The organism is Paraburkholderia sp. UYCP14C (assembly GCF_004197395.1).
Taxonomy (GTDB): Bacteria; Pseudomonadota; Gammaproteobacteria; order Burkholderiales; family Burkholderiaceae; genus Paraburkholderia.
The window spans coordinates 1-7965 of the sequence record NZ_SELS01000134.1; the positions used below are offsets into that span (position 1 = coordinate 1).

The window sequence follows — 7965 nt, forward strand, 5'->3', positions numbered from 1 at the left end:
GTTGCGCGCCGTTGTGCGCGCCAGTTTGCGCGTACCACTACCGACTCGAAAGTCCCTGATATTCCATACCTCGTTTTTATGTTCTTGAATTTTCCGTTCGCAAATCCCGTGAGCGGGCTTGGCCGTGGCCAAGCGGATTGACGAATTCCTACCGCAAGAAAACGTGTTTGCTCGCGCAAGAAAATGAAACCCTGTACACCGCAGGCTGACCCGGTCTGGCAAAAAGAAACGGCGTATCCCGTGAGCGGGTCTTCGTGCTGGCGCAAATAGTTGACGTTCGAGAAATCTGGTAGTCGCCGTTCTGGCGCAACATCCGGAAGCATGGCCAACAGTCATCGCGCAGGAAAATTTCAGATACTGCGCCGAGTCACCATGCAAGGATGTCGCCGGTTACGCAAGTTGAGTGGAATGACAGCGGCAGGTCGCGCGGCAAAAAGTCGTGCCGTCTGGAGATGTAGTATCCGGTCTCGCGATTGTCCTGCGCAGCATGACGCTCGCAGGATTCCACATGCTGACTGGTCCAGGGCAATGAGCTATCGGTTACCCGACTGAAAACCAGATCCTGCTGCGAACGCCGTACGCGTAAATTCCAGAACGTTGCCAGCCTGTGACGAAGCAAAAAAAGTTTTTGTTCCGGCAAATTCCTGATCGTTCCATTGCGTTCCAGTGCTTCGATTAATGCCTGTTTGTGGGGGTTGACGCGCTTTATTCCCCTTAGCAAGATGGGATGAAGGCAGCGTGCAGGAGTGAATCATGCCAATGGTGAAGAGCTTTACCCAGGCACAGTGGGACGCTGCCGCGCGCCGTCTTGATGCGCTGCCGGAGAAACCCGCGCATGAGCATCGCGTCAATGTCCGCGATGCAATGAAGTCCCTGCAGCCTCAAATCGTGGGCGCAGAGAGGAAGGGGTATACGCAGGAAGAAATCGTCCAGCAGATCGCGCAGGATGGTGTGGAAATCAGCGCGGCCACGTTGCGATATGCAATGAAGCACGCGGCGATAGAGGACAGGTCTGCACAGGCGGAAAGGCATGCCACAACAAATACTGACGCGGCATTGCCTCGTGTGAAGAAAGCCAGTCACGCGAGATCATCGAATACAGGCAATGCACGCACCGAATCACAAAAGAAAAGGGATGGGGCAATAACCAGGCTGGAATCCACACCGGTAAAGGGCTTTCTCGGATTTCCGATCAGGCCGGATACCGAAAATCTGTAGAGGTATGAAATGGCAACCGAAAATCACCCCATCTATATGGTCGGCGGCAGCAAGGGCGGTGTCGGCAAGAGCTTCGTCACGCTGGCGCTGGTCGATTATATTCGTCGTTCGGATGTGCACGTCGTACTGGTGGAGACGGATACGTCCAATCCCGATGTCATGAAGGCTGTCCATGACGAGGTCGAATGCGCGTCATGCGATCTGGACGAGGCGGGAGGCTGGATAGACTTCGTCAATTTCTGCGATGCACACCGTGATGCGACGGTCATCGTCAACACGGCGGCACGTAGTCAGACAGGGGTTGCCCAATATGGCAGAACACTCGCCGGTACGCTGGACGAACTGGCGCGGCGCCTCGTTGTGCTGTGGGTCATCAACCGGCAGCGTGACAGTCTTGAACTGCTGATGGAATTTGGCGAGACGTTTCCGCATGCGCTTACGCATGTTGTGCGCAATGGCTACTTCGGCACACCGGACAGGTTCACGCTGTACCAAGAGTCGAAACTTCGCAAGGCTGTCGAGGCGCAGGGCCAGTCGCTGGATTTTCCCGATCTCGCGGATCGGGTCGCCGACGAACTTCGCAGTCAGCGTCTGTCGATCCGCAGGGCTGCCGAAACGATGCACATCGGCGAAAGGGCGGAACTGCTGCGCTGGCGCGCCCTGTATAGCGACATGTTCGCGCGTGTGACGTCCGATGCGTAACCGGCGGGCGAAGTCGCCCGATGCGCTCGCCCGGCTATTTCTCGATGTCGCGGGCGAAGTGCCCGATGATACGAGCCTGCTGCGCATGCGCCGGATATCCGGGGCGCTGAACCTGCGCGATAACGATGCACTATGGTCGATGATCGCCGTGCTTGAATACTACGCGCGGCTTTACGAAGCGATGCCGGATCGTATCCGCAAGGCCGGAGAGGGCGGGTTCGATGTTGTGCGCCGTGAGGCCGGGGAGGCGACCGATGCCTTGATGCGTCAGCATCGCGACGCGCTTGCGCGTTGCAAGGCCACGATCCAGTTGGCTGAGAGCATGATCCGGGAACACGAAGCGCGGTATCAGACTGCGCTGGCAGAACTCAACAATGCATCGATGACCTCGCTCGCTGAACGGATGGTGAGCCGGATAGCGAGCGTTGCCGGTAACAGACTTGTCGGTGCGTCAGCGGTGGCGGCGCGGGAACAGCGGGCGCGGATGGACGAGGCGGCGAACCTGTTTGAGCGGACGATAGAGTCTGCGGCCAGACAGGCTCAGGTGAGTATCGATGTATCCGGGCAGCGTCTGATGCGCAGACTCGGCTATCTCTTGTCGGTCGTGGTCGGTCTGTTTGCGATACTGGTTGCCGGTGCATTCTGGGCTGGTAAGCACGTCCGATAAAGCGTACTCCCTGCCTGTTGCCTGGGCACAGGCGGGGAGTGGTTAGTCACGCGGTGCGCTGCGTGGTTTCGGCATCCGCCATGCCCGCTGCGGTCGGGTAGGGCCATGCTGCGACACTTTCGTCGGCCGATTCCGCATCAGGCTGTGCCTCTGTTTCCTCAACGCTGGCTTCGTCCTCGTCAGTCTCATCGTCCGGGGTGCTGCGCACGCCGAGCGCGCGGACAGGCGGTACTTCCCGATCGGTGAGGACTTCCGGGAGCCAGTCGGACTTCGCCAACCGCAATTCGGCAGTGGCCGAGGCGTCCCCCTTCTTCATCTTGCCGAGGTCGAGGGCGACCTTGGGCGATAAGGCCTGCATCGCCACATCCACGATACGCGCCTTGCTGACGTGGTCGAAATATGACGCACGGGTCGCTGTCCAGTATCGGGTCATGTCGAGTTGCAGCGCATTGGTCAGGGCGTTGATAGCGTGCGGGCCTTCCATGCCGGTTACGCCGTCAAGCAGGGTACCAGTGCAGAAGGCGAGCAGATCGAGCAGCGTCGTGCCGGGATCCTGCCCGGTCAGCCATGGCAGCAGGTCGGCGAGATTCCGGGGAAGGGCCGCGAGCCACTGCTGACGCTGCGCGTCGATGATGCTCCATGCGGTACTGGCGGACAGATCATCGGCGGCTTTCAGCAGTGCATCATGGTTGCTGGTGGCGTTGAGTCCCAGATAGTCGTGACCCGGCCCGACACCGTACCGCTCCGGGAAGGCGACTGGCGTGAGCCGGAACAGTAGCGCGGCGAGTGCGACGGACGGTTGCGCGATCAATTCCGCGTGGATTGCCGCAGTGCGATGGGCGCTCAAGCGCTGACAGAGTTTCGCGCTGTGAACCGGCGTGGGCTTCCGGTTCGCCTCCATGAGTGCGGCGACGGTTTGTCCGACAGTAGTTGCGTCCGGATCGCGCGCGGCGTCGCTGTCGGGGCGGATCAGCCCGCGTTCGATGATCAGGCTACCCTGCGGGTCGAGAATGACGAACGCACCCGCTGCGGCCATCTGCTGTGCGTCCCATGTCAGCGCGCGCGTTTCGAGTGCCTGAATCGCAGCGGTGACGAGGTTCAGTTCGGACTCGATCCGTTCGCCTTCTTCGTACGCGTTTTCATCGTCCTCCGAAAGCGCGTCGTACAGTTCCGCGAGTTCGTCCTGCCGCGCGGTCAGCGCATCCATTTCGCGCTGTTCGTCCTCGGTATATGGACGGTTGAGCGGATCGAGCCTGTCGTAGCGATTCAGTTCGAGCACGTCCCTCTCAATGCGCGTTTCAGTCCAGTTCCACCCTTCGGCGCGGATTTCCCCGGCTACGGCTTCGAGCTTTTCGCCCGCGAGACGTTGCAGCAGTTCGGCATCGGCGATGAATCCGGCGTTTTCGGCATCGCTGAACAGATCGCGTCTGACGTACCCGCCCGCTGCCTCGTAGGCGTTCAGCCCGACGAAGCGTACCAGGCGGCTGCGGCTCGCGTCGATTTCGGCCCGCGTGATCGCCTGCCGCAGATAGTTCGGCTGGCGCTGCCACTCGTTCGGCGCGTCGAACCAGACGCGTTCCTGCGTTTCGTGATCGTCGGCCAGGGCGAGTGCGGCCAACTGGTCGAGCGTGATGCCGTCCTCGCGCAGCAGGGCGAGCAGCTTCGGAGACACGTTGGCCAGCTTCATGCGCCGCTTGACAGTCAGCGGCGAGGCGGAAAAGAGCGCGGCGATGTAATCGATGCTGCGGCCTTCCCCGGCCAGCATCCGGTATGAGCGCAGCACGTCGAACGGGTCGAGTCCTTCGCGTTCGCTGTTTTCGATCAATGAAATCGCGAGCGCTTCGCCTTCGCTGACGATCCGCACCGGCACCGGGTAATCGGCGGCGATGTGTTTCTGCTCGAAAAGCAGGTCGAGAGCGGCCTCGCGACGCTGGCCCGCGCACACGCCATACCGCCGTTGCTTGCCGCGCGACCCTTTCATTTCGTGAACGACGAGGTTTTGCAGCAGGCCCTTCGCACGGATATTGGCGGCGAGACCCGGGATTCCCGACAAGGGTTTCGTGCGCGCATTGAGCGGCGAGCGCCGCAGGCTGGAATACGGCACGGTCGCGATGGGCTGTTCATTGCCGAAGTGGGTTTCGAGCAGCGAGGCCGCCTCGATGGTGCCCGCATCAGTGATTTCGGTTTGGGTTTGCATGACTGACTCCAGAAAGGGAAAAAATCCGGGTCACAGGGCTACCGGAGACCATCAGGACCAGACCCGCACAGGAGTCCTGACAGGCACGGCTGGAACGGGGCGACATCGCGTCGCCCCTAGCGCTTACGCCTTCATCTGGCGCATGGCGTCGGCCAGCATCCACAGCGCGCGATTGAGCTTCACGTTCTGGTCGATGCCGGTGATGGGGCGCGTGGACATCGCGCGTCCGGTGCGCGAGCGGCCATGCAGGCCGCCTTTGGTGAGGTTTTCCTGCACGCGGTTAAAGACTGTCCAGAGGTCGTCGCGGCGATCCTCGAAACGGCGGGGGGCGAGCACCTGGCTTTCAGTGACTGGGGCCGGTGCCTCGGCACCGGTCGGCTCGTAGCGCAGCGCGAGCGCGGAGCGGGCGAACACCTGCTGCTCGTCGCGGTTGAGCGTCACGTCGCGCATGCCTTCTTTCTGCTCGCGAATCAGGTCGAAACCGTCGAGCACGTCGAACGCACCGTTGATGACGTTCTGGACGACGTTGCCTTTGTGCGGGACGCGGATATCCGCGACGTTGTCGCCGGCCACCATGCCGTTCTGGCAGACGAAGCGCAGCATGCCCGCGAGCATCTGGTAGCTGCTCGTGCCGTCGTGCGAGTTGAGCAACACGATCTCGTTGGCTTCGTCGCCGTTGATCTGGTCGGTGTGACGCAGGCGGAGCATGTGCTTCGTATATTCGCGCTTGCCCTGATCGCGCACGCGGGTCTGGCAGATCATGAACGGCTGGAAGCCTTCATTGCGCAGGCCGCTCAGCACGTCGATGGTGGGAATGTAGGTGTAGCGTTCTGAGCGGCTTTCGTGCTTGCCTTCCGCGAAGATGGACGGGGCAACGCGGCGAATCTGGTCGTCCGACAGGGGCGAATCGGCACGAAGCATCGGGGAACCGTAGTGGAAAGAAGAAGCGAGTTGCATGGCATTCTCCACAGCAAAAGAGTTGAAGGACGGGCTGTGGGATGGCCTTGCCGCTTACGCGGGAAACCTTCCCGGTGGAACTCGGGGTTGGCTTCTGCTTTTTGCCTGACGCCCTGTTTCCTGCCCGTGCGACCCAGGGAGCCGGGGGCGGGGCGGTGTCAAGGAAAAAGGCGAGGGAGGGGTGCGGGCAACACGGTCCCTCGCCCCTTGATGCCGCCCCGGCTTCGGCTACGGTCGCGGGACAGGGCAGGAAAGAGGGTGTCAGGCAGATGCCAGGGCGCGAGTTCGACGGGATGAATTGCGAAGCCTCGGTTATTCACAGTTTGGGGGGCAACGCTGTGAATAACCTACGCGGTCGGAGCGCAAGTAATTGAGGGATATCGGATTTCGCTCTCGATGGTGTGGCAGGCACGAAACGAGTCAGAATTCGAACATTCGATGGATCTGAGGCGGCTCTCGCTCAGGACCACACAGGCGTCAGAAGGGAGGTATCTGGCAGTGCAGACGCGTTCTCGCGACAAGCAGAGAGTTTTGCCCGAGCTGATCGGGCCACGCACCCGGGCGTGACGCTCAGTCGAGTATTGGAAGTGGCAACCCGGCTGAATGGTGGGATAGTTTTATTATGTGTAGAAAACTGGACTTGATTTGACAGGCGATGTAAGACAATCCGTTGCAGTTCGGCCAGGATGGAACCTTATTCCGGTCCGTCGCGAGGATATTCAGACGTCAGCATCACTTCGCAAGTCATTCGCTTGTCGAGAGCCTGCGTCGCGTCATCGGCCAAAGCGGTCGGTGGCCGATCAGGAACGTGTGGCCGTTCTAGGTCGCCTCGCGGACATTGGCGACCCGGTGTCGGCGAGTGCCAGCTTTCCCTATTGGCGAATGAGTCCTCTCGACCCGCAACGGGCATTCAACCTTCTCCAAAGCGGCCGCTGGCAGACCTCAATGCGTTGGCCAACCTTACGCCGTCGCGCCACGAAGACTCAGCGCCGCGCAATGCACTGTTTGTGTTCGAACGGCGACATTGCCACGCGAACGCATCTTATCCGTACATTTCCGCGCCGGCTGAGCGGCTCGGTCATTCCTGGTCGCAGTGCACCTTGAAGTGCGTTAGCACGGCGGGCCCGAATGCATTGCTGATTGCGACATCGGCGGCATCGCGTCCGTATGCCATCAAAACACGCCCAATGCGCGGAGCGTTGTTCCGCGGATCGAAGGTCTGCCAGCTACCGCCCACATATGCTTCGAACCACCCCGCGAAATCCATCGGCGCCGCAACGGGCGGCAAGCCCACGTCGCTGATATAGCCGGTGCAGTAGCGCGCCGGAATATTCATTGCCCGGCATAGCGTGACGCCCAGATGCGCGAAATCGCGGCAGACGCCTTTGCGTTCGCGGTACGCATCCCACGCAGTTTTGGTCGGCCGCGCATGCCCGTAATCAAATTCGATGTGTCGGTGCACGAAGTCGCAGATTGCCAGAACGGTCTCACGGCCCGGCGTGCACTGGCCGAAAATCTGCCACGCGATTCCGACCAGCAGATCGGTTTCGCAATAGCGGCTGCCCAATAGGAAAATCAGCGTATCGTCGGGCAACTGCTCGACCGGATGGCCCCAACCATCGATGGGCCGCGTCTCCATAGCACTTGACACATTCAGCAGCGCTGTCGTGCGCAATTCCACACGCCCGACGGGCGCGACAATCCGGCTGCACAAGTTGCCGAACAAATCGCGATACTGGTGTATCGGCACCGGCGGATCGGTAACGAGCAGATCCGCCACGACAGTATCCTTCGCGTGCGAAAAATGCGTGTTCAGCATCAGAATCATCGGCGTAGGCTGTGGGCACTCATACGACAGTTCGTATCCGACGCGAAGCTTCATGAATCCTCCCTGATTCGGCTGATTGCAGGTGGCGTTGGGCTTGGCATTCTGAAAGCGCATTGCCGGACACGGCAACAAGAGATGTTTCCCTCTACCGGGCTCATGCTCGCGTGCAAAAATAATTGCCTGCTGTCGTTCCTGAGCGGAATGTTGGAACGTACGCTTTCTTGCTGGTCTGAACTTGGGCCCCCTGGCGTTCAATGCCGTCCTGCGGCTGATCGTCAGCTATTTAACCGTACCGCTGAACGTGGCTAGAGGCTGTCCCGAGCTAATCTCGGATCTGGTGTACGGCGGCAGGCGGGGGATACGAGGAAGGCGGTGGCGGTTGGCTGAGAATGTTGC

6 protein-coding genes are annotated in these 7965 nt (G+C 60.6%); 3 read left to right on the top strand and 3 right to left on the bottom strand.

Annotated features, from left to right (window positions below):
* The first annotated feature begins 753 nt into the window (after positions 1 to 753).
* The 3 genes from EVC45_RS42740 to EVC45_RS42750 are packed head-to-tail and all read left to right on the top strand — an operon-like array spanning position 754 to position 2587.
* Complete coding sequence (locus tag EVC45_RS42740) at positions 754 to 1218, top strand: hypothetical protein (protein ID WP_129964111.1); 465 nt, start codon at positions 754 to 756, stop codon at positions 1216 to 1218.
* Positions 1219 to 1227: 9 nt separating this feature from the next.
* Positions 1228 to 1920, top strand: a complete 693-nt coding sequence (locus EVC45_RS42745; RefSeq protein ID WP_129964112.1) for a protein mobD — start codon at positions 1228 to 1230, stop codon at positions 1918 to 1920.
* On the top strand, positions 1913 to 2587 hold the full coding sequence (locus EVC45_RS42750; protein WP_129964113.1) for a hypothetical protein: 675 nt from the start codon (positions 1913 to 1915) through the stop codon (positions 2585 to 2587). The genes EVC45_RS42745 and EVC45_RS42750 overlap by 8 nt, the downstream gene beginning before the upstream one ends.
* A gap of 46 nt (positions 2588 to 2633) precedes the next feature.
* On the opposite strand, the gene EVC45_RS42755 is transcribed toward EVC45_RS42750, so the two are convergent.
* From EVC45_RS42755 to EVC45_RS42765, 3 genes are all read right to left on the bottom strand, one after another.
* Positions 2634 to 4784, bottom strand: a complete 2151-nt coding sequence (locus tag EVC45_RS42755; RefSeq protein ID WP_129964114.1) for a ParB/Srx family N-terminal domain-containing protein — start codon at positions 4782 to 4784, stop codon at positions 2634 to 2636.
* Between the two features lie 123 nt (positions 4785 to 4907).
* On the bottom strand, positions 4908 to 5741 hold the full coding sequence (locus EVC45_RS42760; protein ID WP_129964115.1) for a DUF932 domain-containing protein: 834 nt from the start codon (positions 5739 to 5741) through the stop codon (positions 4908 to 4910).
* A gap of 1078 nt (positions 5742 to 6819) precedes the next feature.
* The gene (locus EVC45_RS42765; protein WP_129964116.1) at positions 6820 to 7623 is read right to left on the bottom strand and encodes a transglutaminase family protein; all 804 of its coding nucleotides are present in this window, start codon (positions 7621 to 7623) and stop codon (positions 6820 to 6822) included.
* Positions 7624 to 7965: the final 342 nt, after the last annotated feature.

Excerpts from the sequence above, each read along its gene's own strand:
- EVC45_RS42765 (WP_129964116.1), bottom strand. The coding sequence starts at position 7,623 with ATGAAGCTTCGCGTCGGATACGAACTGTCGTATGAGTGCCCACAGCCT.
- EVC45_RS42750 (WP_129964113.1), top strand. The coding sequence starts at position 1,913 with ATGCGTAACCGGCGGGCGAAGTCGCCCGATGCGCTCGCCCGGCTATTT.
- EVC45_RS42760 (WP_129964115.1), bottom strand. The coding sequence starts at position 5,741 with ATGCAACTCGCTTCTTCTTTCCACTACGGTTCCCCGATGCTTCGTGCC.
- EVC45_RS42755 (WP_129964114.1), bottom strand. The coding sequence starts at position 4,784 with ATGCAAACCCAAACCGAAATCACTGATGCGGGCACCATCGAGGCGGCC.
- EVC45_RS42740 (WP_129964111.1), top strand. The coding sequence starts at position 754 with ATGCCAATGGTGAAGAGCTTTACCCAGGCACAGTGGGACGCTGCCGCG.
- EVC45_RS42745 (WP_129964112.1), top strand. The coding sequence starts at position 1,228 with ATGGCAACCGAAAATCACCCCATCTATATGGTCGGCGGCAGCAAGGGC.